We start from the raw sequence: 22,767 nt of genomic DNA, 5'->3' as shown, positions 1-22,767 counted from the left end.
ACCTTGTTCCGGTTGTCATGGAAAAGTGTTTTATGATTGAGAAAATCATGAGTGCATCAGAACACGGCATGATCATGCGTGACTATTTAAAAAAAGAAATCCGTATTTCAAGGCGCGCCTTATCGGCGATTAAATACAAAGGCGGTAAACTGCTTGTGGATGGACAAGAACGTTCCGTCCGTCATGTCCTTCAGGAAGGCGAAAAATTGAAAATTATTTTTCCTCCAGAGACGCCTAGCGCGTTTCTGGCAGAAGATGAGTTGCCGCTTGATCTTGTTTATGAAGACGACGTTGTGCTAATTGTCAATAAACCGGCGGGTATCCCGGTGATTCCCTCACAGCTGTATCCGTCGGGAACCTTAGCAAATGGGCTGCTTTATTATTTTCATGCGCAGAATTTGGCGTCAACGGTTCATATCATCAATCGGCTGGACCGTAATACGTCAGGCTTGATGCTGGTTGCGAAAAATCGGTTCAGTCATGAGCGGTTTTTTAAAATGCAGAAAAAAAGAGAAATTCATCGCAGATATCTTGCCTGCGTGCAAGGGACGATCGATCAAGATCAGGGCGTGATTGACGCGCCAATCGGTCGGAAAGAAGGGAGCGCGATTGAGCGATGTGTCGATTGGCGCGAAGGGCGGCGCGCGATCACGCATTACAAAGTGTTACAGCGATCGGCGGATTGGACACTGGTTGCTGTCCGTCTGCAAACCGGACGAACCCATCAGATTCGCGTGCATTTTGCTTCAATTGGCCATCCGTTGCTTGGCGACGACTTATATGGTGGCCCGTTGACGCTGATCAACCGGCAGGCACTGCACAGTTTTGAAGTATCATTTATTCATCCATTTACAGGGAAGCTGATGCATGTGCACCAGCAATGCCCGGGGGATATGCTGCGCCTGATGCATGAACCGATCAATCTGGAAAAAATCTAAAACGCTCTGGAAGGCGCGGCATGGTTGAGTCCACAGAGACTAGCTCCATTTCCGGATAGCGCAGTGCACTTAATTGGCCACCAAAGACGCATCCAGTGTCTAAATTAACTGTATTATTTTTCCAACGCGGACGCATGACGGGCGTATGTCCATAAGCAATCAGCGCTTCACCGTGGTAATAGGCCGCCCAGTCGCGACGTTCAGGAAGACCGTTCGCATCCTTTTTTCCGGTCACGTCGCCATAGAGCGCAAAACTTTTGATTTTCTTGTTTATCGGTTTAAAGAGATCCTGCTGCCTGATGCCGGCATGACAGACCACCAAGCGCTGCTGATCAAGATACAAGATCAGCGGCGCTTTCTGGTACAGCTTCTGAAATTGTTCCGCTATTTCTTTGTACGATTGCCTGTCCAGCTGTTCCAACTCGTGAACCGTTGTTTCAAGTCCATGGGCAACTTGAACGCGGCGGCCAATTAAGTAGCGATAAAGTTTATCGCAATGATTGCCAGGCACATACAAAGCAAGCTCATGATCGACCAAATCAACGACGGTCCGGATCATTTTCAGAGAATCCGGACCGCGGTCGGCAATATCACCGACAAACACCAGCTTTCGCCGATTGGGATGAATGGGCAGATGCTGCGTCCACTGATAGCCGAGCTTCTCTGTGAGACGAACAAACTCCCGATAACAACCATGAACATCACCAATTACGTCGTACATATCCCTCATCCTCCGTATCGAGCCTTCTCTCCTATTTTCTCCAATTGCGCCTGCTTCATAAGTTTGATTTCTGTATCAGAAAAGTCGGAAGTTCCCTTCAGCAAGTTCAAAGCCATGTACTTGATTTCTTTATTAAAAAACAGCCGCGCGCGGCTGTTTAGGAGAACATAAATTTTTGCGTTTGAAGGCGGATGCTTTGCACCAAACCGATACAGATCATACTGGAGAGCAGTGAACTTCCCCCATAACTGAGAAAAGGAAGTGTGATCCCGGTGACCGGCATGACTTGAATCGTCATCCCGATGTTTTCGAAGACCTGAAACATGATCATGCCAACGATTCCTGTACAGATATAGCCGCCAAACGGATCATGCGTTTCTGCTCCGGCCTTGATCACACGCGAAATTAACAGAAAGAACAGCAAAATAACGGTTACTGCACCGACAAAACCAAATGAGCCGCCGATCACAGCAAAAATAAAGTCATTGTATGATTCTGGGAAGACAATCGCTGAATTAAATTGATGATTAAAAAATTCTCCTGATCCAATTGATTTCATTGATTGAAGAAGCTGATAGCCTTCATCCATTGAATAGCGTTCCGGATCCTGCCACGCCAGAAAACGACCCTTCTGGTGCGATTTCAGGAAAAAGTTTATGACCGTTGGAAAATGAAACCAGCTGATTGCGAAGAATGCAAGACCTGCCGTCAGTGTTGTCAGAATTGAAACGATTATTTTCCAGTTAATGCCGCTGACGATTGTCATTGAAAGAATAATGCTGAACATGACTAACGCTGTTCCAAGGTCAGGCTGAATAAACACGAGAATAAAAGGCGGAAAGGAAACCAGCGCAATTTTACCGAGCAGCAGCAGGTCTTCTCGTAAACCACGGATGGAATAAACTTCATTATGCTTGTCAATCGTCGTCGCAATCGAGACAATCATAAATAGTTTCATGAACTCAGAGGGCTGGAGTTGCCCGATCCCAGGCATCGCATACCAGCTTGTCGCCCCGTGCGACTTATCAATCATAGGAATGGGCAATCCGAGTTGAGCGAAAGTGAGCCCGATGAGCAGAAACATGCCGATTCCATAAAAGATCCAGTGCATGCGTTTCAAACGTTCATAGTCAAAGAACATAATTGCTACAGCAATCATAGTACTGAAAACATACCAGATCACCTGACGATACGCCAATCCGACAGCGGGAGCACCTGATTTCAACGACGCCATGGAGATGGAAATATAGCTGATGCAAGCAAGCAAGAATACAATAAAAAACAGTGTGTAGTCTATTTTAGCTAGAGAATCTCGATTTAACATGAATTTAATCCTTCTTCTTTATAATAGATCTCAACTATGGTACTTAGCCGTTTTGGTAATCCCTAATCATGATAGCGTAAAGCGGATAAAAAAGAAACAAAATGGTGAAATGAAGTCATTAAGGGCACACCGTATCATTGCTAATTAAAAACATTCGTCTCTGTTCGCGATTTTGTATCCGATAAACGAAGAAAATTTCGTGGATTTTTTCATGATCACAAATCAGCTGCTACGCCTCTTGACGTAATACGGGGACCGAGCGCGAGTGCGAAAGGGACGCGCGCACGCTTTCATGATATAATAACGTTTGGACTGAAGGGATACAGGGAGGTTTGGTAATGGAATTAACACTTAAAGGGCGTACCTATGTTGTTATGGGCGTTGCGAATAAACGAAGCATAGCATGGGGCATTGCGCAAGCGCTGGATCGTGCCGGAGCACGTCTGATTTTTACGTACAATAATGAACGGTTCCGCGAACCCGTCGAAAAGCTAGCGGCAACACTTGATGGCAAGGACAGCCTTTTTTATCCATGCGATGTAACCATTGATGAAGAAATTCAAGCAACTTTTGCACAGATTAAAGAGGATGTCGGCGTGATTCACGGCTTGGCGCACTGCATCGCCTTTGCTAAGAAGGAAGAACTTGACGGCGATTACATGAATACGACGCGCGACGGCTTTCTGCTCGCTCAAAATGTCAGTGCCTATTCGCTGACTGCAGTACTTAAAGAAGCAAAAGGACTGATGACCGAAGGCGGCAGTGTCGTGACAATGACCTATCTCGGTGGTGAACGTGTCGTCAGAAATTATAACGTCATGGGCGTTGCCAAGGCGAGCCTAGACGCGAGTGTCAAGTATTTGGCGAACGATCTTGGCAAAGATAACATTCGTGTGAACGGTATTTCTGCCGGACCGATCCGTACGCTTTCTGCAAAAGGTATTTCAGATTTCAATGGTGTACTTAAAGTGATTGAAGAGAAAGCACCACTTCGCCGCTCAATTAGCCCTGAAGATGTCGGCAATACGGCATTGTTCCTATTCAGTGATTTGTCTCAGAACATTACAGGCGAAACGCTTCATGTTGATGCCGGATTCAACATTATCAGCATCTGATTCTTAAGCGAGAAAAAAGAACTGTCTTCCTTCGAACGAAGGACAGGCAGTTTTTTCATCTCAGAAAAAATGTCAAGAAACATGCAAGTGCTGCATAAACTGAATTCTATCCGTAAACGTTTCAATTAGATATAGTAAAATAGCTAGTTGCTCATCTTTTGGACGAATAGCCCTTCATCATCGCGCCACTCGGCGAACATCACTTGTTTTGCCTCCGAAACCGCGTAGTTTTTTAGTTCATTCATGAGCCAAGACTTTGTTTTGCCAAGCGTGTCTAAATTTCTTTCAATGATGACCCCGTCACTGATGAGCGTCACGGGAAGACAAACATCCTTTGCCTGCAGTGAGAAGTCGCTTCGAACGGTTGGTTCATGATCGGATTTGCGAAGAACGGAAACCTTGCCGTTTGGCTCAAGAATAGCAAACTCGATATCGCGCAGAGAAAAGATGCTTCGATCGCGCAGCAGCATTTGCAAGTGATTCATATCAACACGATTTTTCTTCATCACATTTCGATCAATGCGACCTTTATTTATGATGATTGCCGGCTGACTTTCGAAAAAACGGCGTGTTTTGTTGAATTTTAATGTGATCAGGTCAATGGTATAAATGACGATTCCCCAAAAAAATATGGCATAGATAACCTTGAAGACATGCGTGTTTGGGTCATAGATCGCATCGCTCACGAAATCACCGACGACGATCATGGAGATAAAATCAAAGGGTGTTGATTCGGACATTGAGGCTCTGCCCATTACCTTAGTAAGCAGGAGCAGGCAGAATAAGCCGACAATGAGTTCCACAGAGATTGAGATAAGTTCATGCATGATACGGCCACCTTTACTAAATCATCATAAATCTAGTTTGAGAGCAAACCCTCTCATTTATGCGCCTATAGGTATGTGTTCATTGGAATTTCTTGATTCGACACGAGCCATTGGACTAGAATAGCGGTACAGGTCTTCGCGTGCATCGCAAAGTCTGCTGCCAAACACAAGGTAAAGAATTTGTGTTTTACGCAACATGGTGGTCATTTTTTAAATGAGTTTTGCATAAAATGAGGGGAGGAGAACTGCACGCTGCAACTTATTGATTGCTCGATGCAGGTTCGAATTCCTGTGACGAGCTGCTCGGAAGGAGAAAATAGATGGAAGATCAATCATTTTCAAAAAGCATGACGTACGCTCCGGGACTTCCGGAGGATGCAACTTTTTACTCAGCGCATAAAAAAAGGGTCACCTCTGAGGCGGTCGAACGTGCAGCTGAAAAAGCTTTAGCAGAACGAGGCGTGCGAATCGACGATATCGCCGAGATTGTATTTGATCTGCAAAAACCGTTTATGTCCGGATTAACAAAGGCACTCTGCGTGGAAAATGTTCGGGCAGTTCTTGCAAAGCGTGAACTGCAGCATGCAATCTTGGTCGGCATCGAACTTGATCGTTTTGCTGAGAAGAAAATGTTATCCGAACCGCTGCAATCTTTGATTGATCAGGATGAAGGATTGTTCGGAGTCGATGAAACGATTGCTTTGGGGGCTGTTTCAAGTTTTGGAAGTATTGCGGCGACTACCTTTGGTTATTTAGATAAAGTAAAGCCGAAGATTATCGGAAAAGTGGATTTGGCTAAAGGTGGTCGGGTCAACACATTTCTGGATGATTTGATTGCGAGTATTGCTGCGGACGCCTCAAGCCGTCTCGCACATCGTGTTCGGGATGATGAGGAGAAAAGAGCTGCTCAATCCCATAGAAAATAAGCGGATCCGGATCTCTCGGATCCGCTTATTTGTTGTATAATAAAAAAAGTTGCATTTATGAAATGGATTTAGTAATTGAGGTGCATGTGATGAATTACCTTGTGCTGCACGGGCTTGGCGGAAGCAAGGACGGGCATTGGCAAGAATGGCTGACGGAATCATTAAGAAGAAAAGGGAAGAAGGTCTGGTTCCCTCAATTTTCTGATTGGGATCGACCGATCAAAAGCGTATGGCTCAAACAGCTGAATCGAACGATTGAGCAGATACCCGACGAACCGTTAACGGTCGTCGCGCATAGCTTAGGGTGTATCCTGTGGATTCACCATGCTGCGCAGCGCCTTTCCCGACGCATTGATCGTGTGATTATGGTTTGCCCGCCTTCTCCCTATCATGAAAAAGCAGAAATTCAAGATTTTTTCCCGCTTCCGGAAGCGAAACAACCGCTTGCAGCAGCTGCTAAGAAAAGTCTGTTTGTCTTGTCTACCAACGATCCCTTTCTACCGCAAGAGGATATGGCTCACTTTTTGTCTTACCACTTACCCTGTTTTATTATTCCTGAACAAGGGCATATAAACCTTGATTCCGGTTATGGTCCATGGCCATGGATGCTTAAGCTTTGCCTTGAGGATCGAATGGACTGGAAAAATAGTTAAGAAAGAAGGGTACCTCAAGTCATGATCGACTTAGGAGATACCCTTCTCTTTTCCACATGTTATGGCTGAAGGATCTTCTTATATAGCGTTTCAAGTTCATTGAAGGACAGCTGATAAAGCTGACGATTCTTTGTTTTATAAACCCCTTTATTCAACAGCTTAATGATAAGATCGTTCTTTTTTTTATCTTTATTTTGTGTGAGGGTCTCCGTCATTGTACACACCTCTTCGTGTCTGCATTAATCCTATAAATAGGATAGCGCGTTTTCATTTTTTCGTCTAATAGTACGTTATAAAATCTTACATAGTTATTGAACTGTATCGGTTATAGATGTAATATTATCTTACACGCAATTGTGCGATTTTTGAAAACATTTGAACGAAAGTGGAGGGGTGAACGAGTGGCGACGCATTCTCAGAAAGATGCTTATCTCTATAAAAAGGTGATCACGATTGGAACCGTTTGCGAGCTCACAGGTCTGAGTGAACGGCAGATCCGCTATTATGAAAAAAGAAAACTGATTTTTCCAGAACGAACGGAACGCGGAAATCGCAAATATTCTTTTGCTGATGTTGAAGCGCTCATGGACATCGCCAATAAGATGGAGGACGGCATGCAAACCTCGGAGCTGCGTAAAGAAATGCAGCGAAAAGAGGAGAAGCGGTACGATACGAAACTTAGGGAACGGATGATTCGCGGTCAGCTGAATGCCTATTTTAATAAGAGAGATTAATCGAAGCAAGCAGACCCGGCAGAAGTGCCGGCTTTTTTTATACGGGAAGAAAGTATATGATTTTGCCTTGCTGGTACGACGATTAGCGTCAAGAGGAACTTCTGCTCATTGAAAAGGAACTTTCGCTAAGCACGCATATGTCCTGTATGCAACGCAGAAGTCACCACATCCTGCGGAAGTAAGGACCGGGTGTAGCCCGTTTTTCTTACAGGTAAAGAAAGTATGCGTATCTGAGATCAAAAGGATCCGCACCTATCGGTTGGTGGATCAGGTTAAGTGCCCAATCCGATAAATAGGCGGAAAAATTCCTTTTAATTGTTCAGGATCTTCACTAATTGTAAAAGGAACTTCCGCTAAAGGCGTGCACGTCCTGTGCACAACGCGGAAGTCACCGCATCCTGCGGAAGTAAATAGACGGAGAGATTCCGCTTATCAACGTGAAAAACGTGGAAATGGGGGATTTTACTTTGCATAACCGGAAACTCTCCCCTTATATACCCTTGAATCGCGCTCCCTTCTGCAGATAGCCGAAAAATCTCCGCTTATTTCACGAGTTACTTAATCAGGGCCAGAATGCTTAATGAAAAAGAAGTGAGAGGGATGGGATCATTTTTTATTCACTCAAAAAGGTCCAATTGACATAAAGTTGGGGGACCATCCGTTTGTTGTTCTCGCCTCGGTTCTGTTCCAGGTAAAGAAAGGATGTGATTTTTGGTCATGCAAAAGACGGTGCATCAAACATGCAGATGCTCAGGCGCCTGCGGAGCGTCTCTTCGCATTCAGCCTTGGAAAATTTTTTTAAAAAGTTTTACATCTCTCTTAATTTTTTTCCAGTTGTCAAAAGGTAGAAGAAAAAAATTCACTCATGTCAACTAAATATGGTTCATACGCGAATAATGTCACAATTTGGATAAAAATGTGTCACGATATGTTCACAAAATTGTCATGACCAACAGGGTGAATTGTGCCATAGAAGTTGTAAAGTAGGAAGTGGATTGTGACATCTGTTACACTTTTAATCCGATCGGTCGGATCATTTTAGATGATTGCTGCTTTTAGTGATAAAAGGTAACCGCCACCAAAGGTTACCCACTTGAAAAGAGGAGAGAGCATGTTTGATGTATTGAGTTTAGCGAGATTTCAGTACGCGGCAACGACGATTTTCCACTTTTTTTTCGTACCGCTCTCAATTGGTCTTGTACTTATCATTTCAATTATGGAGACCATGTATGTCGTTAAGAAAAATGAAATCTACAAGAAGATGGCTCAATTTTGGGGGAAGTTCTTTTTAATTAACTTTGCAATCGGTGTTGTTACCGGTATTCTGCAGGAATTTCAATTCGGAATGAACTGGTCGGAATATTCACGTTTCATGGGGGACGTTTTCGGAGCTCCGCTTGCTATTGAAGCATTGCTCGCATTTTTCATGGAATCGACGTTCATCGGCATTTGGCTGTTTGGATGGGATCGATTGTCGAAGGGCGCACATTTAGCCTGCATTTGGCTGGTGACGGCCGGAACGACCTTATCCGCATTGTGGATTTTGACCGCGAATTCGTTTATGCGTCACCCTGTCGGTTTTCAAATCAATAACGGCAGAGCAGAAATGAACGACTTTTTTGCGCTCTTAACCAATCCACAACTATGGGTCGAATTTCCACATACGATTTTCGGCTCCTTTGCAACCGGTGGGTTTGTGGTTGCCGGAATTAGTGCAATTGCCTTACTTAAAAAAAGGCAAGTGTCCTTTTATTTGAAATCATTTAAGCTTGCGATCATCGTTGGCGTGATTTCCAGTCTGGGGATCGCCTTTTCCGGGCATGCTCAGGCACAATATTTGGTTCAGACGCAGCCAATGAAGATGGCCGCTGCTGAAGGGCTTTGGAAAGATAGTGGAAGTCCCGCTGCATGGACAGTTATTGCTTCCATAGACACGAAAAATCATAAGAACAATCAGGAAATGAAAATTCCTTACCTGCTTGACTTCTTGTCTTACGGAACGTTCAGCGGCAACGTAGAAGGCATGGAGACGCTGCAGAAAGAGTATGTTGCGAAATACGGAAAAGGCGATTATATTCCGCCGGTTAAGACAACATTCTGGAGTTTCCGCGTCATGAGCGGTTTCGGCGGTTTACTTTGTGTCATTGGCCTTGTCGGTGTGTTCCTCCTTTGGAAAAAGAAATTGCAAGACAGCAAGTGGTTCTTGAGAATCATGGTCGCGTCGATTGCTTTTCCATTCATCGGGAGCACGTCCGGATGGTTGATGACTGAAATTGGCCGGCAGCCGTGGACAGTTTTTGGATTTATGCAAACTGCGGCCAGTGTATCACCAAACGTTACGGCAGGACAATTGCTCTTCTCGATCATAGCGTTTATCACGATGTATTCTATTCTCGCAGTGGTAATGATCTACCTTTTTGTACGCACCTTTAAAGAAGGTCCATCGTTAAATGCTAAGAAGGATGTATCATCGAACGATCCATTTGATGGGGAGGCGTATCACGTTGTTACTGAATGAATTGTGGTTTTTACTGATCGCTGTTTTGTTCATCGGATTCTTTTTTCTTGAAGGATACGATTTTGGCGTTGGCATGGCCACGCGTTTTGTCGCGCGAAATGAAACGGAACGGAGAATGTTGATCAACACGATCGGCCCATTCTGGGATGCGAATGAGGTTTGGATGATTACCGCGGGCGGTGCGATGTTTGCGGCATTTCCAAATTGGTATGCGACGTTATTCAGCGGCTTCTATGTGCCGCTTGTGTTCCTTCTATTGCTCTTAATCGCGCGCGGTACGGCTTTCGAATACAGAGCAAAGGTAGACCATCCGAAATGGTCAGGTACTTGGGATTGGGCAATATTCATTGCCAGTCTGTTATGCCCGTTCCTATGGGGCGTCGTTTTCTCGACGCTTGTGTATGGACTGCCGATTGATAAAAATATGAACATGCACGCGACGTTTACAAGCATTGTTCATCCGTATTCCGTACTCGGGGGCATCCTAATCACGCTGCTTTGTCTCTATCACGGACTCATGTTCCTCTGCCTGAGAACGACAGACGAACTTCAACTGCGCGCACGTGCGCTGGCCAAAAAAGTATTCTGGATTCTAGCGGTTGCAGCGCTCGCATTTATCATTGTGACGTACTTTGTTACGGATTTGTTTGCGAAACGTGGCGCACTCCTTTATCCAATCTATGGCCTTGATGTCATTGTCCTGATTCTGTCAGTTGTCTTCTTGAGCAAAAAGCGTGATGGCTGGGCATTTGGTATGAATGCCGGTGTCATTTTGCTGACCGTCGCTTCGTTGTTTGTCGGGTTGTTCCCTAGACTGATGATTAGCAGTGTTACGCCTGCGTATAATCTAACCGTTTATAACTCAGCGTCCGGATCTTATTCACTGACCGTAATGACCATCGTTGCCGTCACTTTACTTCCTTTTGTTCTCGGGTACTCTATTTGGAGCTACTACGTTTTCAGAAAAAGAGTGACAAAGGATCATCATCTGGAATATTAAGTTCAGAAAGAAAGGATGTGTACGCTTGGCACTCATGACAACCTGTCGGAGTCTTTGCCAAGCTTAACTATGGATCGGGAATTGTTGTCTTACAAAGGTGCCAAGCCTCTGTTTGCAGTCACTGCGCTGCTTACCGTCATTCAGGGTGTCTGTATTATATGTCAAGCTGCACTACTCGGCCGGATTGTATCCGGTCTTTTTTCTGGAGGACAGATTGCGAGCATCCGCTCAGATCTGCTCCTTTTTTTCGTTGTTGTGCTGGTGCGTTATTTTACCGTTTTGGTTATCAAACAGGCATGCTATCGTTTTGCGGAGCGGACAAGCGCGGATTTGAGAAAAAAGTTCTTAAAGAAGCTGTTTGCATCGGGGCCGGAACTTGCCCGTAAGGAAGGGACCGGTTCGCTGGTGGCACTTGCCTTGGAAGGGGTTGCTCAGACACGCAGTTACCTCGAACTCTTTATTCCCAAAATGGCGGCAAATGGAATGATCCCGGTACTCATTCTTGGCTTTGTCTTTTGGAAGGATCGCATGAGCGGGATCATTTTGCTGCTGACCATGCCGGTACTGATTATTTTTATGATTCTCTTGGGGCTTGCTGCACAAAAAAGAATGGATGATCGCTGGGCATCGTATCGGGTGCTCTCCAATCACTTTATTGATTCGCTGAGAGGGTTACCGACGCTCTATTATTTGGGAATCAGCAAACTTCATAAAAAAACAATTGAACGTGTCAGCGACAAATATCGAAGTATGACCATGGGTACGTTGCGTCTTGCTTTTCTGTCATCCTTTGCATTGGACTTTTTCACCATGCTGTCGATTGCATTTGTAGCGGTTGCCCTCGGTATTCGTTTGATCGACGGCCACATTTTGTTAGAGCCGGCACTGACGGTCCTCATTCTGTCGCCGGAATATTTTCTGCCAGTGCGCGAACTTGGTCAGGACTATCACGCGACCCTCGATGGTAAAGAGGCAGCTCGTCGATTGAATGCATACGCAGCGTCAAAAGGATCAAATGAAGTGGCGCTGCAGTCGGGACAAAACAAAATGAAATGGAATGAGCGGGCCTGTGTTGTGCTTAACGGTTGTGATGCTGCGCATGAAGGGGCGCACAAAAAGGCACTTGAGGGCATTTCTGTTGCCTTTTCGGGGTTTGAGAAGGTTGGCATCATCGGCGCAAGCGGAGCAGGAAAATCAACCTTAATTGATCTGATGGGCGGGTTTATCGAGCCCACTTCCGGCTCGATTAAAATCAATGAGGCACCCGGACGGTTTACATCGGACCAATGGCGCAATCAGGTAACCTATATTCCGCAGCATCCGTATCTATTCAGTACCACGCTGCGAGATAATCTCGCATTTTATAAACCGGAGGCATCTGATCAGGAAATTCTTTATGCGGTTCGTGCAGCTGGATTGGAAGACTTGATTCGCCGCCTGCCTAATGGTATGGATGAGCGAATCGGAAGTGGCGGAAGACCGCTTAGCGGCGGTCAGGAGCAACGGGTTGCTCTTGCACGCGCCTTCCTTTGTGAACGTCCGATCCTGCTGCTGGATGAACCAACAGCGCATCTGGACATTGAAACGGAGTATGAACTGAAAGAACCGATGCTGCGTTTATTCGAGAATAAATTAGTGCTGCTGGCAACCCACCGACTTCACTGGATGGAACAGATGGATCGGATTGTGGTTGTTCGCGACGGGCGAATCGTTGAAACCGGGATTCCGGACGAGCTTATAAGGAAAAACGGGGTCTATCATGCGATGGTTCGCGCTCAATTGGAGGGGATTTAATGAATGAATGGCTGACTCCATCATTGAAAAAGCATTGGCGCGGGTTATTGCTTGCAACGGTGCTAAGTCTCTTTGCTCTGCTCTGTGCAGCAGGATTACTCTTTACTTCAGGGTATTTGATTTCAAAAGCAGCACTGCGTCCGGAGAATATCTTAATGATCTATGTCCCGATTGTCGCCGTTCGTACTTTTGGAACGTTCCGTGCTGTTTTTAATTATGCTGGAAGACTTGCCAGTCATAACACGATTCTGAAAATTCTTTCTGAAATGCGTGCGCATCTCTATGAAAAATTGGAGCCGTCCGCACTTTATATCCGTTCTAAATACAAGACAGGGAAAATCCTGAGCGCCTTATCTGATGATATTGAGCACTTGCAGGATCTGTTTCTGCGCACGATACTCCCTTGCTGCTGCGGGCTGATCATCTATGCTGCTTGGATTGCCGTACTTGGTTTTTTTGACTTAAGGTTCGCCTTCCTTATGGCGCTCTATCTGCTGCTTCTCGTTGTTGTATTTCCTCTTGTTTCACTGATTCGGATGCGGCACCACTATCAGAGAATAGCCAAAAGCAGGCATGAATTGTATGAACAACTTACCGATGCGGTGCTAGGTGCTGCGGATTGGATGATGTCAGGACGGCAAAACCAGTTTTTGCGCCACTATGAGCAGCTTGAAAACGAAACAAGACAAGAGGAGCGCGCGGTCAGTTCTTTCAGAAAGAGACGTGATTTTATCGCCCAAGTATTGATCGGGATCTGCGTTATTGGACTTGTTGTCTGGTCTGGAGGCATGTCCCATACAGGTGCCTTGCAGCCGACATTAATTGCTGCATTTTCCTTAGTCATCTTTTCCGTTGCTGAAGCATTTGTGCCGCTCTCTGAGGCTGTCGAACGTGTTCCTCAGTATGAACGCGCGCTTGCACGGCTGAAAGAGATCGAAGCACCAGCGCAACATGAATCAGATGAGACCTGCGACCGCCGAGAATTGCCGGAGGGGTCGTTGACGATTGATGTGAGCCACGTTTCATTTCGCTATTCCCAGAACAGCGATTGGGCCGTGCATGACGTATCGCTGCATCTTGAGCCTGGAACAAAGCTCGCGCTTATTGGGCGAAGCGGTGCTGGAAAATCCACACTGACTCATTTGATTTATGGTAATCTGAAGCCGGATGAAGGCGCGGTAACCTTGAACGGTTTGGCTGCTCAATCGCTTGGACCAAATCGATCACTTCAGTTTTCAGTGCTCAGCCAGAATCCGCATCTCTTTGATACCTCCGTACTGAATAATCTAACGCTCGGGAGTCCGGATGCAACGTTTGATGAGGCTGTGGCGGCGGCAAAAGAAGTGGGGTTGCATCAATTGATTGAACAGCTTCCGAACGGTTACCAGACACAAGTGCATGAAGCCGGCACGATTTTCTCCGGCGGAGAGCAGGAGCGCGTCGCTCTGGCACGAACCTTATTACGGGATACGCCGGTCGTTATTTTGGACGAACCAACCGTGGGACTCGATCCAATAACCGAACGAGAACTGCTGCAAAAGATTTTTGATACGCTAAAGGGAAAAACACTGATTTGGGTGACTCATCATCTGATTGGTGCAGAACAAATGGATCATATTTTGTTCATGGAGCATGGCAGGGCAATGATGCAAGGAACCCACGAGCAGCTGCTTCAAAAATCGAGCCGATACGGCAAACTCTATGAGCTTGATGTTCCTGTGAGACTGAGGAAGTCGATTATCGAATGAACAAGTCATAAGCTCCGCTTTGATTCTTAGCCGAGACACTGGTCTATTGGTTTGAAGACGAGGCAAAAATCATCTACTTTCTTATTCTGTGATCAAAGAGGGGATCCAAACGTTGATTTTGGGTCCCCTCTTTGATTATTGCGCTTTATTATCTTTTTGCGATCGGTTTATGGCGAGTGATCATGATCTTGCGAATTTGATGAGCTTCCATTTCGCGCACTTCGAAAGTAGCTTGACCATAATGCAGCGTTGATCCCACTTTTACATTTGGTATTTCCACCATGATCCAACCGCCGATTGTATCAATGCCTTCTTCTTCTATGGCGGTTTTGAACAGTTGATTTACGTGAGCAATCAAAAGCTTTCCGTCTACAAGTGTCTTCTCAGCATCAATACTTTGAATCATCGGTTCTTCCCCATCATCATATTCATCGCGAATTTCTCCGACAATTTCTTCCACAATATCTTCAATGGTCACTAAGCCGGAGGTGCCCCCATATTCATCGGTAAGAATCGCCATGTGAATGCTTTCTTTCTGCATTTGCTCGAGCAGCACACGAATCGGTGTCGTTTCGAGCACAGATAGAATCGGGCGGATATAGTGGATCATTGGTTTCAGATCCTTATTCAGGACGTCGGTAAACATGTCTTTAATATTAATCATGCCGACGACGTGATCTTTATCTTCTTCGACAACTGGAAATCGTGTGTATTTCTCATCATGCAAGGTTTGCAGCCACTGTTCCAAAGGATCTTCTTTATACATGCAGACAAGTTCAGTTCGAGGAACCATGATCTCACGAGCCGTTCGATCGTCAAAATCAAAAATGCGCGTCATGTAGCGCATTTCGCCTTGGCTGATTTCACCGCTCTTAAAGCTGTCGGCTAATGTCAGACGCAATTCGCCCTCGGTCAGTGCACTGTCATGCTGATCTTCCGGTCTTATACCAAATAAACGGATGACCCCATTCGAAAGTGTATTGAGCAGCCAAACGAACGGAAACAAAAGCCGGTGCGTCCAAATGAGCGGATAGGCAATAGCTAATGTTATTTGTTCTGCTTTTTGAATCGCGATTCCTTTTGGTGCCAATTCACCGAGTACAACGCTTGAGAATGTAATGAAGAAAAATCCGGTTAAAACGGAAAGGGTGTGTACAAGCGTATCGTTTAATCCGAATAAGGCAAATACCGGATTGAACAAGTGAGCGACTGCGGGTTCGCCGATCCAACCCAGAACGAGTGCAGTCACTGAAATACCTAACTGGGTTGTTGAGAGGTATGCGTTTAAGTCATCAACAATTTTTTTCGATGCGGCGGCGCGTTTGTTTCCGAGTTTAATCAATTCATTTAATCGAGTGGTCCTAATTTTAACAATTGCAAATTCAGCAGCTACAAAGAAAGCTGTCAATAAAATTAAAAGGACGACAAGGATCAGGCCGATTGTACTAGTCAAATGCATCCCAAGCCGTTGTTGCCAACGCTTAGGTGTCACCTCCAATTATGCAAACGTGCTTCATAAATTTAATTATACACAAAAGCGGATGTCAATTGCACGAGGAAAAGGCGAGGAAGTCTTGTCCTTTAGCGGCTTGCTTGCCGCAGGCAGTCCGGCTCGCGCAAGAAAAAAACCTTGGCGGTTCAATCCGCCAAGGTTTTTTGATGCCTCTTAATCAGCAAACAAATGCCGCACCAACGATAATCAACAGGATGAACAGTACGACGATCAGCGCAAAACCGCTGCCGCAGGAAGCACCACCTACTGGATAAGTTGGGTAGCCGCCACAGCCACAGCCTTCGCTAGCTCCGCCGTACGGAGCATTAGACGGATATCCGCCGAAACCAAAGTTGCCCATTCAGATCACTCCTTTATCACGAGATACCATATACTATGTAACCCCGGTACATTTGGCGATCATTAAAACGCCCAATCTTGCGGCGAGGCTTGACAAGCGCACAAGAATCACCCACCCTTGTGTTAGAACGTGCAACTTGGAGGAACGATTAATGGGAAAAATGGACGAACAAATTATTGTTGTAAAACGATCACAATTATTTGATGAAGCAGGCAATGACCTGACGTTTCAAGGAACGGAACAAGATCGAAAAGCAGTTGCTGCTTTAAGTAACAGAATGGCTGAACATTACCGAGTCATGCGCCGTGGTGATGCGGAAGAGAATCCGCAATTTAAACAGCCGATTCCTTACGCAGTGCTTAAAAAGGGTGATCACTACTTTACTTATAGAAGGCTCGGCGGTGGCGGCGAGCAGCGATTACATGGGAAACTCTCCATTGGTGTCGGGGGACATATGAACAGGGTTGAGCATGCCGCGGACTTCGAGCAAGTGCTGAAGCAAAATCTGGATCGGGAAATTAATGAAGAACTGCTTGTACAGAGCGCAGAGCCTGCTGAATATCACACGATTGGATTGATTAATGATGATCAGACAGAAGTCGGAAAAGTACATATCGGTGTGCTTGTGGCGATTTCACTGCCGGATGATGCTGAGGTAACGGTTCGTGAGAAGGATAAACTTGAGGGCAGCTGGAAAACGCTTCAGGAGCTTAGTGATCCGCATCGTTTGGAACGAATGGAGAGCTGGTCCGGCTTTGCGATTAAAACATTACAAAGACACTAAGCGCTTAGTTGTGAAAAGAATTTCATTTTGCCGGAATCTTAGAGCAGCAACGGTATACTATCAATTGATTCGATGAAGAAAAGTAATCGCTATTGGAAATGGTATTGATTAGAAGGAATGGAGCAGATGGTGACAATGAATGAAGAAACGCTGCTTAGTATCGTTGTTCCCTGCTACAACGAAGAAGCGGTTCTTCCGGAGACTTTTAAAGAATTAAGTGAACAGCTTCGCAAATTGAAGATCAATGATAAAATCGATAAGTCAAGTTTTATTGTGTTTGTTGATGACGGCAGTACGGATCGGACTTGGGCGCTTATTCGTGAAAAAGCGGAAACCGATGCATTTATTCAAGGCGTGAAGCTGAGCCGAAACTTTGGACATCAGCACGCACTGATTGCAGGAATGGAAACGGTCAGCAACCAAGCCGATTGTGTCATCACGATTGATGCAGACTTGCAGGACGACATTCGGGCGATTCATGCGTTGATTGACAAGTATCACGAAGGGTTTGACGTTGTTTACGGCGTAAGAAAAAGGCGTAATCAAGACAGCTTTTTCAAAAGAAACTCAGCCTTAGCCTTTTATAAATTAATGGCCAAGATGGGCGTAAAGCTGGTTCCAAATCACGCAGATTTCCGATTGCTCAGCAGAAGAGCCATGCAGGAGTTTAAACGCTATCAAGAGGAGAACGTTTTTATTCGCGGGATCATTCCACTGCTTGGCTTTAGATCAGCCAAGGTTTATTATGATCGCCGCAAAAGGTATGCCGGAACATCGAAATACCCACTGAAAAAAATGTTCGCTTTTGCCGCTGACGGGATCACCTCTTTCAGTATTGTTCCAATTAAATTAGTCATGAATATCGGATTCTTTTTTGTATTGATCGGCACAGGAATCGCTGCTTACGCATTGATCAACTGGCTGCTTGGCCACACGATCAGCGGATGGACTTCTCTGATTTTGTCGATATGGCTGATTGGCGGTATGCAATTAATTGCCATTGGCGTCATTGGCGAATACATTGGAAAAATTTTTACGGAAACAAAAAAGCGACCGAGGTATACTATAGAAATCACGACATGGAACAAGAACAAATAACTTGATGACAAAGGAATGCGGCGATTATGGGCAGTAAATCGGAACAGTATGAACGGGATGAGATGCGTGCGGGTCATTTTCACTGGCGCTGGCTGAAGCAGGCAATCCTGTTCGGTTTCGTCGGGGTAAGCAATACAGCTGTGGACTTTATTGTTTTTTACTTACTGACGCATTTTGTATTGATCGATTATGTGATCGCGCAAATTGTTTCGTATGGAGCCGGCATGCTAAACAGCTATCTATTGAATTCGAAGGTAACCTTTGCCGAATCGATGCATTCGCGAGTTAGAGCAATAAAATTTGTGGTGTTAAATGCGGCTGTATTAGCGATTACCTTAGCTGCAATGCACAGCATGCTGTTTTTGCCCTTGTACTTGAATAAAGTGATCAGTACGCTTATCGGACTTAGTGTTAATTTTATTTTAAGTAAACGATGGGTGTTCAAATCTTGATGCCGCAGGGACATTGACATTTAGAAGCGCAAAATGTAGAATGCATGTATTCATAGGTGTATGAAATAAAGTTGCAGCAGAGGTATCTTGTTTCTACGGATCAGAATGCTTTTTAGTGGTTTTATACATGCCGTTGATCATGATTTTGTACACTATGGTATTAAGGAGAGCGTATGAAAAATGAGAAAAGTATTAACGTATGGAACTTTTGATTTGCTGCATTACGGGCATATAAATTTACTGAGACGTGCGAAGAAATTAGGCGATTACTTGATTGTTGGGCTGTCCACGGATGAGTTTAACGCAGTAAAACATAAAGAAGCCTATCATAGCTATGAGAACCGTAAATTAATTCTTGAGGCGATTCGTTATGTTGACGAGGTCATCCCGGAAAAGGATTGGAATCAAAAGATTTCGGATGTCCAGAATAATGATGTTGATGTTTTTGTTATGGGTGATGACTGGAAAGGAAAATTTGACTTTCTGAAGGATTATTGTGAAGTCGTTTATTTACCGCGTACGGTGGGCATATCAACGACAAAGATTAAACAGGATTTGTTTACGATCAAAAATGGTTAAGGAATTATTGATTGACGGGTACCTTTTTCTTTTTAAGGTACTTTTTAATGTGTGTAAATTTTTTTCGTTAAAGGAAAAAGTGGTTTTTGTCTGCTCCTATACAGATAATAGTCAATATGTTTATGATGAGTTGACGCGCAGAGAAGAAAAAACAGATGTAGTCTTTCTTTGCCGTGGAAAAGCCGCGTGCGACCATTTTGCTGAAACAGGAGAAAGGGTCGTCCCGATTGAAACAATGCGCGTGGGCGCTATGGTACGTTCGGCGTATCATTTGGCAACTGCAAAAGTCATTGTCATTGATAACTACTTCGGTTTTCTCGCCGCTGCGGCATTTAAAAAGCCAGTCGTCTGCATCCAACTTTGGCACGCATGCGGTGCCTTTAAAACCTTTGGTTTGGAAGACCATTCTGTTGCATTGAGAACAGTGAGAGCTCGAAAGCGCTTTTTAAACGTATATCGGCATTTCGATAAGATTGTGGTTGGTTCCGATGCGATGCAAGAAATTTTCAAGCAATCATTCGGTTTAGACGAGTCCCATTTTATTCACTTGGGTATTCCACGGACCGATCTTTTTTTTGACTTAAACCGGGAAAAACAAGCCGAAAAATCTTTGCATCGGTTAAGCAGCGGAAAAAAACTTCTTTTATATGCACCGACATTTCGTGATCCTCCGATGCATCAACTCGCTTTAAATCTGGAGGTCATGAAAAAGGAGTTGGCAAGCGACTATGTGTTGATTCTGCGTCTGCATCCTTTGGAGCAAAAGGAAGTTGATCGCACTATTTTTCGTGATCCATTTATTATGGACGGATCGAAGTGGGAGAATGTTAATGAGTTGTTGCTTATCACGGACCTGCTTATCACGGATTATTCATCAATCCCTTTTGAATTTGCGCTGTTAAAACGACCAATGATCTTTTTTCCTTATGATTTGCATCACTATGAAAAAAGCAGAGGATTAAGGGAAAACTATACAGACATGGTTCCAGGACCAATTGCATCATCAACTCAAGAATTAGTTCACATGATCAAGGAACATCGCTTTGATGAACAAAAAACAGCACAATTCTCAGAATACTGGAATCAGTATTCAAAGGGACAGTCAAGCAGACATGTCGTTGATTATCTTTTCGACTGTTTAAGGAAATAAACGACAGCATTCAAAAAATGAAGCAATCGGTAAAAGGTTCATGTGTTCTTTCATGACTGGAGAGACATCGGAAGTAGACTTTAGATTCTACAACAACCAGGAGGAACAGGGGAAATGATCAGTGAGCAAGCTGAAAAACAAATTAAAAAGATAATGAAGCCGAGGATCACGCATTTTAATGCCAGTCCAAATGATTGGACGCTCACGATTCGCTTCGATCCAATGGCGAATGAGGAGTACATAAAACGCATGGAGGTACATCTCTGTGATCGTTTTGGCGATGAGTCCTTCAGCGCCCCTATTCGTTCTGTGGAAAGGGATGAAAATGATTATTGGTCTGCTCAAGCTGTTTTGGCATTGGAGCCCATACAGCAAACGCTTTTCAAAAGGGACTATTGGGATTTTTTTATTAAAGTTCCTATTGATCAACCGCTCTTAGGGCAGGTCTATGCTGAACTGGATGAAGTCGACGCTGATGCATCAGCAAGTATTCATCAATCAGATCCGAATGGGACGGTTGCATTGGCCATTCGCTTACAGGCAGTAGGGAAAAGGCAATTTTTAGATGTTTTCAGCATTTATAACGAAGTGAACGATCAAATGCTGATTCCTTATTACACGGGTCGCAAATGCCTCTCACTGCGTGTTGAAGCGGTTCATGTCATGTCGCGTATCGATCGTGTTGCAATGAGCAGAAACTTCATGCTTACTTTGGAAGGACATGTTGTCTTTCCTTTTTCCGATGTTCTTTCTCGACCGGACATTCAAAAAAAAATATCGCTTGTAAATACTGATGAAGAAATCATTGCTGAATGGCGTGCTGAAAATGTTGAACGCCTTGACTTGACGGAACAAGCAAAATCACTTGGAAGAAATTATGATTGGGCCGGTTTCTCGCTCGTCCTTGATCTAAAGTCGATTGCGACGCAAATTGCTGATGCGGAAGAACCAACTTTGCTTTACTTCCGAATGGAGCTCACGCATAAAAAAAACGGTATGCTGTTTACTGAACACCCGGTTCGTATCCTTGCGCGTCGCAAGGTAATTACCGGGCGGCATATTATAAAATTGAATGGACTTAAAAAAAGTTTAATCGTGAAACGCAACTGTAATCACAGCCTTGTATTCCGAATTGCTCCTTATACGCTACGTGATGCTGTAAAAAGAAAAGTACGTCGGGGCATCGGTCGAGTTCGAAAGAGCAAAGCGCTTACCGCTGTTTATCATCGCCTGTTTCAAACGCTTTCTCACCTCCCCCAAAAAAAGAATCTGGTCATGTTCGAGAGCTTCTTCGGCAGGCAATACAGCTGCAATCCGAGGGCAATTTATGAATATATGAAGGATCATTGTCCGGAATATCAGTTGGTCTGGAGCGCAAACGCGAATTACATCGATCTGTTTGAACAGCACCAGCTTCCTTATGTAAAAAGATTCTCATTAAAATGGCTCATGCTTATGACGCGAGCAAATTATTGGGTAACCAATGTGCGTCTGCCTCTTTGGATGTCTAAACCAAAAGATACGATCTATCTGCAGACCTGGCATGGCACGCCGCTCAAACGACTGGCTATGGATATAGAAGAAGTGCATATGCCGGGTATAAATACAGAAAAGTATAAACGTGATTTTCTTGCAGAGACTGCCCGCTGGGACTATCTTATTTCTCCGAATGCCTATTCATCAGAAATCTTTGCTCGAGCATTCGGTTTTGAGAACGAGATGATTGAATCGGGCTATCCAAGAAATGATTTTCTCTATAAAAGCAACAATAAAGAGACTATCGATGCGATTAAGGATCGTGTTGGTTTACCAAAGGATAAAAAAGTTATTCTCTACGCGCCGACTTGGAGAGATAATCAATTTTACGGTAAAGGGCGTTATCGTTTTGAACTTGATCTTGACTTGCAGCGTATGCGGGAGTCGCTTGGCGAAGACTATGTGCTGATCATGCGCATGCATTATTTGATTGCCGATCATCTGGACTTGTCTGAATTCGAAGGCTTTGCTTATGATTTCTCGCATCACGAAGATATCCGCGAGCTCTATTTGATTTCGGATCTGCTCATTACCGATTATTCATCAGTATTCTTTGATTACGCGAATTTGAAACGGCCGATGCTCTTTTTCACTTACGATATTGAAGACTATCGCGATCATCTGCGCGGTTTCTATTTTGATTTTGAAAAGAAGGCGCCGGGACCTCTTGTGTTGACGACGGACGAATTGATTCAGGCCGTTAAGAAAATCGCTGAATCTGGATTTGCGGTATCGGATCATTTCGATGAATTTTATCAAAAGTTCTGCTCGCTGGAAACAGGTCATTCCGCAGAAAAAGTTGTGAAAAGCGTTTTTAAATGAGTCCAAGTTCTTATACAGCGACACCGTGCAGTTTTAAAGCAGCTTAATCGCGCAGACCGTTGTTTGGGTTGATGTAGGCGAACAAAGCATAGGTAGGGCGTTTCAAGGTCCAACATGGACGGTTGAACGTCCTATTATCACTTACTTTGCTGCTTATTTTATTTGCTGTTTATAATGTAAACTGGACAGTCAAAA

At 44.5% G+C, this 22,767-nt stretch carries 21 protein-coding genes; 15 read left to right on the top strand and 6 right to left on the bottom strand.

All coding sequences use genetic code 11. The features are described 5' to 3' along the window. The first annotated feature begins 32 nt into the window (after positions 1-32). Positions 33-938 carry an RluA family pseudouridine synthase gene (locus SIN01_RS04405; RefSeq protein ID WP_052766809.1) on the top strand — a complete coding sequence of 302 codons (906 nt, stop codon included), beginning with the start codon at positions 33-35 and terminating at the stop codon, positions 936-938. Here SIN01_RS04405 and prpE read toward each other — a convergent pair. Together prpE and SIN01_RS04395 are read right to left on the bottom strand one after the other, a co-directional pair. Next, positions 919-1,659: a bis(5'-nucleosyl)-tetraphosphatase PrpE gene (gene prpE / locus SIN01_RS04400; RefSeq protein WP_010024686.1), complete on the bottom strand. Its 741-nt coding sequence runs from the start codon at positions 1,657-1,659 to the stop codon at positions 919-921. The genes SIN01_RS04405 and prpE overlap by 20 nt on opposite strands. 157 nt (positions 1,660-1,816) lie before the next feature. Next, a complete protein-coding gene (locus tag SIN01_RS04395) occupies positions 1,817-2,983 on the bottom strand; it encodes an FtsW/RodA/SpoVE family cell cycle protein (RefSeq protein ID WP_010026142.1) in 1,167 nt (388 codons plus the stop codon). A 338-nt stretch (positions 2,984-3,321) separates the two neighbouring features. Here SIN01_RS04395 and fabI point away from each other — a divergent pair, with 338 nt between their 5' ends. After that, positions 3,322-4,098 carry an enoyl-ACP reductase FabI gene (gene fabI, locus SIN01_RS04390; protein WP_010026141.1) on the top strand — a complete coding sequence of 259 codons (777 nt, stop codon included), beginning with the start codon at positions 3,322-3,324 and terminating at the stop codon, positions 4,096-4,098. A gap of 143 nt (positions 4,099-4,241) precedes the next feature. Here the strand turns inward: fabI and SIN01_RS04385 are convergent, their stop codons facing one another. After that, positions 4,242-4,925, bottom strand: a complete 684-nt coding sequence (locus SIN01_RS04385) for a DUF421 domain-containing protein (RefSeq protein ID WP_010026140.1) — start codon at positions 4,923-4,925, stop codon at positions 4,242-4,244. A gap of 347 nt (positions 4,926-5,272) precedes the next feature. Between SIN01_RS04385 and SIN01_RS04380 the strand changes: the two genes are divergently transcribed. Next, complete coding sequence (locus SIN01_RS04380; protein WP_373864394.1) at positions 5,273-5,851, top strand: phosphatidylglycerophosphatase A family protein; 579 nt, start codon at positions 5,273-5,275, stop codon at positions 5,849-5,851. A gap of 62 nt (positions 5,852-5,913) precedes the next feature. Continuing rightward, the gene (locus SIN01_RS04375) at positions 5,914-6,504 is read left to right on the top strand and encodes an RBBP9/YdeN family alpha/beta hydrolase (RefSeq protein WP_039746140.1); all 591 of its coding nucleotides are present in this window, start codon (positions 5,914-5,916) and stop codon (positions 6,502-6,504) included. Positions 6,505-6,563: 59 nt separating this feature from the next. On the opposite strand, the gene SIN01_RS04370 is transcribed toward SIN01_RS04375, so the two are convergent. Continuing rightward, positions 6,564-6,719, bottom strand: a complete 156-nt coding sequence (locus SIN01_RS04370; protein ID WP_084688873.1) for a Fur-regulated basic protein FbpA — start codon at positions 6,717-6,719, stop codon at positions 6,564-6,566. Between the two features lie 186 nt (positions 6,720-6,905). Here SIN01_RS04370 and SIN01_RS04365 point away from each other — a divergent pair, with 186 nt between their 5' ends. From SIN01_RS04365 to cydC, 5 genes are all read left to right on the top strand, one after another. After that, on the top strand, positions 6,906-7,238 hold the full coding sequence (locus tag SIN01_RS04365; RefSeq protein ID WP_010026872.1) for a MerR family transcriptional regulator: 333 nt from the start codon (positions 6,906-6,908) through the stop codon (positions 7,236-7,238). A gap of 1,111 nt (positions 7,239-8,349) precedes the next feature. Continuing rightward, positions 8,350-9,756: a cytochrome ubiquinol oxidase subunit I gene (locus SIN01_RS04360; protein WP_010025298.1), complete on the top strand. Its 1,407-nt coding sequence runs from the start codon at positions 8,350-8,352 to the stop codon at positions 9,754-9,756. Further along, positions 9,743-10,756: a cytochrome d ubiquinol oxidase subunit II gene (gene cydB, locus SIN01_RS04355; protein ID WP_010025300.1), complete on the top strand. Its 1,014-nt coding sequence runs from the start codon at positions 9,743-9,745 to the stop codon at positions 10,754-10,756. The genes SIN01_RS04360 and cydB overlap by 14 nt, the downstream gene beginning before the upstream one ends. Before the next feature lie 69 nt (positions 10,757-10,825). Beyond that, positions 10,826-12,550, top strand: a complete 1,725-nt coding sequence (gene cydD / locus SIN01_RS04350; RefSeq protein ID WP_047035017.1) for a thiol reductant ABC exporter subunit CydD — start codon at positions 10,826-10,828, stop codon at positions 12,548-12,550. Further along, positions 12,550-14,298 (top strand): thiol reductant ABC exporter subunit CydC, encoded by a 1,749-nt coding sequence (gene cydC / locus SIN01_RS04345; RefSeq protein WP_010026771.1) that lies wholly within the window; start codon positions 12,550-12,552, stop codon positions 14,296-14,298. Before cydD ends, cydC begins: the two co-directional genes overlap by 1 nt. Positions 14,299-14,446: 148 nt before the next feature. On the opposite strand, the gene SIN01_RS04340 is transcribed toward cydC, so the two are convergent. After that, positions 14,447-15,757 (bottom strand): hemolysin family protein, encoded by a 1,311-nt coding sequence (locus SIN01_RS04340; RefSeq protein ID WP_039746356.1) that lies wholly within the window; start codon positions 15,755-15,757, stop codon positions 14,447-14,449. 211 nt (positions 15,758-15,968) lie between these two features. Next, positions 15,969-16,151, bottom strand: a complete 183-nt coding sequence (locus SIN01_RS15525) for a YjcZ family sporulation protein (RefSeq protein WP_010026685.1) — start codon at positions 16,149-16,151, stop codon at positions 15,969-15,971. 151 nt (positions 16,152-16,302) lie between these two features. Between SIN01_RS15525 and SIN01_RS04330 the strand changes: the two genes are divergently transcribed. The 6 genes from SIN01_RS04330 to SIN01_RS15520 all read left to right on the top strand — a co-directional run bounded on the left by SIN01_RS04330 (position 16,303) and on the right by SIN01_RS15520 (position 22,572). Further along, complete coding sequence (locus SIN01_RS04330; RefSeq protein ID WP_010026684.1) at positions 16,303-16,935, top strand: hypothetical protein; 633 nt, start codon at positions 16,303-16,305, stop codon at positions 16,933-16,935. A gap of 126 nt (positions 16,936-17,061) precedes the next feature. Beyond that, a complete protein-coding gene (locus SIN01_RS04325; protein WP_010026683.1) occupies positions 17,062-18,033 on the top strand; it encodes a glycosyltransferase family 2 protein in 972 nt (323 codons plus the stop codon). 26 nt (positions 18,034-18,059) lie between these two features. Next, a complete protein-coding gene (locus SIN01_RS04320) occupies positions 18,060-18,485 on the top strand; it encodes a GtrA family protein (protein ID WP_010026682.1) in 426 nt (141 codons plus the stop codon). Positions 18,486-18,665: 180 nt separating this feature from the next. Next, the gene (gene tagD, locus SIN01_RS04315) at positions 18,666-19,064 is read left to right on the top strand and encodes a glycerol-3-phosphate cytidylyltransferase (RefSeq protein ID WP_010026681.1); all 399 of its coding nucleotides are present in this window, start codon (positions 18,666-18,668) and stop codon (positions 19,062-19,064) included. A gap of 49 nt (positions 19,065-19,113) precedes the next feature. After that, positions 19,114-20,214, top strand: a complete 1,101-nt coding sequence (locus tag SIN01_RS04310; RefSeq protein WP_237760148.1) for a CDP-glycerol glycerophosphotransferase family protein — start codon at positions 19,114-19,116, stop codon at positions 20,212-20,214. Between the two features lie 114 nt (positions 20,215-20,328). Further along, a complete protein-coding gene (locus tag SIN01_RS15520) occupies positions 20,329-22,572 on the top strand; it encodes a CDP-glycerol glycerophosphotransferase family protein (RefSeq protein WP_010026678.1) in 2,244 nt (747 codons plus the stop codon). Positions 22,573-22,767 lie beyond the last annotated feature (195 nt).

The organism is Sporolactobacillus inulinus (assembly GCF_006539285.1).
In the GTDB taxonomy this organism is placed as follows: domain Bacteria; phylum Bacillota; class Bacilli; order Bacillales; family Sporolactobacillaceae; genus Sporolactobacillus; species Sporolactobacillus inulinus.
Note: the sequence above shows the minus strand (reverse complement) of the source record. Positions and strands in the feature narration are given on the sequence as shown.

Coding starts and splice junctions, on each gene's coding strand:
- SIN01_RS04405 (WP_052766809.1), top strand. CDS start 33: ATGATTGAGAAAATCATGAGTGCATCAGAACACGGCATGATCATGCGT.
- prpE (WP_010024686.1), bottom strand. CDS start 1,659: ATGTACGACGTAATTGGTGATGTTCATGGTTGTTATCGGGAGTTTGTT.
- SIN01_RS04395 (WP_010026142.1), bottom strand. CDS start 2,983: ATGTTAAATCGAGATTCTCTAGCTAAAATAGACTACACACTGTTTTTT.
- fabI (WP_010026141.1), top strand. CDS start 3,322: ATGGAATTAACACTTAAAGGGCGTACCTATGTTGTTATGGGCGTTGCG.
- SIN01_RS04385 (WP_010026140.1), bottom strand. CDS start 4,925: ATGCATGAACTTATCTCAATCTCTGTGGAACTCATTGTCGGCTTATTC.
- SIN01_RS04380 (WP_373864394.1), top strand. CDS start 5,273: ATGACGTACGCTCCGGGACTTCCGGAGGATGCAACTTTTTACTCAGCG.
- SIN01_RS04375 (WP_039746140.1), top strand. CDS start 5,914: ATGGATTTAGTAATTGAGGTGCATGTGATGAATTACCTTGTGCTGCAC.
- SIN01_RS04370 (WP_084688873.1), bottom strand. CDS start 6,719: ATGACGGAGACCCTCACACAAAATAAAGATAAAAAAAAGAACGATCTT.
- SIN01_RS04360 (WP_010025298.1), top strand. CDS start 8,350: ATGTTTGATGTATTGAGTTTAGCGAGATTTCAGTACGCGGCAACGACG.
- cydD (WP_047035017.1), top strand. CDS start 10,826: ATGGATCGGGAATTGTTGTCTTACAAAGGTGCCAAGCCTCTGTTTGCA.
- cydC (WP_010026771.1), top strand. CDS start 12,550: ATGAATGAATGGCTGACTCCATCATTGAAAAAGCATTGGCGCGGGTTA.
- SIN01_RS04340 (WP_039746356.1), bottom strand. CDS start 15,757: ATGCATTTGACTAGTACAATCGGCCTGATCCTTGTCGTCCTTTTAATT.
- SIN01_RS15525 (WP_010026685.1), bottom strand. CDS start 16,151: ATGGGCAACTTTGGTTTCGGCGGATATCCGTCTAATGCTCCGTACGGC.
- SIN01_RS04330 (WP_010026684.1), top strand. CDS start 16,303: ATGGGAAAAATGGACGAACAAATTATTGTTGTAAAACGATCACAATTA.
- SIN01_RS04325 (WP_010026683.1), top strand. CDS start 17,062: ATGGTGACAATGAATGAAGAAACGCTGCTTAGTATCGTTGTTCCCTGC.
- SIN01_RS04320 (WP_010026682.1), top strand. CDS start 18,060: ATGGGCAGTAAATCGGAACAGTATGAACGGGATGAGATGCGTGCGGGT.
- tagD (WP_010026681.1), top strand. CDS start 18,666: ATGAGAAAAGTATTAACGTATGGAACTTTTGATTTGCTGCATTACGGG.
- SIN01_RS15520 (WP_010026678.1), top strand. CDS start 20,329: ATGATCAGTGAGCAAGCTGAAAAACAAATTAAAAAGATAATGAAGCCG.